The organism is Microbacterium sp. UBA3394 (genome assembly GCF_002358725.1).
Taxonomy (GTDB): domain Bacteria; phylum Actinomycetota; class Actinomycetes; order Actinomycetales; family Microbacteriaceae; genus Microbacterium; species Microbacterium luteum.
Genome location: NZ_DEPK01000204.1, coordinates 10489 through 11551, shown reverse-complemented (window position 1 = coordinate 11551; position 1063 = coordinate 10489). Strand labels below are relative to the sequence as shown.

The following is a 1063-nucleotide window of genomic DNA, read 5'->3' as shown; positions in this document are numbered from 1 at the left end:
GCCGCGCTTCCAGTAGCCCTTGACCACGATCTGCTCCGCCGGAAGCATCCAGCGCTCGCGCAGAAGCGCCCGTCCGCTCTTCACGATCGCCTGCTCGGCGGCGACGAATCCGAAGGCGGCGCCGTCTGGTCGCTCGTCCGCTCCGATCCCGTCGAGTGTCGCGGCGAGAGCCGTGCCCGAGGGACCGTCGCCCCGATGGACGAACGAGACCGTCACTCCCGCGGGCACGTTCTGCAGCGGCAGCTCACGGTCTGGCCCCGCCACTTCGATCAGGATGCGTCCGACCGCGTCGGCATCCATCAGTCCGACGAAGCGGCGCATCGCGGGAACGGCCGTCTCGTCCCCGGCGAGGAACCAGGCGTCGGGTCGTCCGGCCATGACCGCGGAGCCGCGCGGTCCGCCCACGCCCGCCGGAGAGCCGAGGGGAGCGTGGGCCGCCCAGGGCGCGCCGACGCCCTGGTCGCCGTGGACGGCGAACTCCAGGTCGAGCCATCCCTCGTCGGCGTCCCATGCGAGGGGGGTGTACTCCCGGCTCGGCGAGGAACGGAGCTCTTCCACCGTCGAGGTCTCGCCGTCGGGGAAGAAGACGCGGATGTGGTCGTCGGCGCCCAGCGAGGTGAAGCCGACCAGGTCGTCGCCGGTCAGTCGCACGCGCACGTACTCGGGAGTGAGCCACTCCCGGGCGGTCAGCGTCGTCCACCGGAACCGGAGCTCGAGTGGCCGGCGTTCGATGCGGAAAGTGGGTGTCTCAGCCGAGGAAGTCATCGTGACTTAGGCTAGCCTAAGTCGGCTTGGAGGCGTCTGACCTCGAACGATCGGTTCAGACCTGTGCGCCGTCGTCGTCGGGATCCTCGAGGCCGACCCGGCGACCGCGCCAGGATTCGTACGCGATGAGCCATCCGATCGAGATCGCCCCGGCGAGGATCACGCCGAGCCACACGTTCTGCAGGATCAGCCCGATCAGCACGCCGACGACGAACAGCAGAACGGTGCCGAGCAGCCACTGGAGCCGGCCGCGCGGAAACCCGGTGCGAGGTTCAGACATGTCGCCAGCCTACGGGCA

At 69.9% G+C, this 1063-nt stretch carries 2 protein-coding genes; both read right to left on the bottom strand.

Going from position 1 to position 1063, the window contains the following annotated elements; translation table 11 throughout:
• A partial coding sequence (locus B4E30_RS12860; RefSeq protein ID WP_286795495.1) for a siderophore-interacting protein occupies positions 1–765 on the bottom strand: 765 nt, incomplete at its 3' end.
• A 55-nt stretch (positions 766–820) separates the two neighbouring features.
• A complete protein-coding gene (locus B4E30_RS12855) occupies positions 821–1045 on the bottom strand; it encodes a hypothetical protein (RefSeq protein ID WP_194384638.1) in 225 nt (74 codons plus the stop codon).
• Positions 1046–1063 lie beyond the last annotated feature (18 nt).

Excerpts from the sequence above, each read along its gene's own strand:
- B4E30_RS12855 (WP_194384638.1), bottom strand. The coding sequence starts at position 1,045 with ATGTCTGAACCTCGCACCGGGTTTCCGCGCGGCCGGCTCCAGTGGCTG.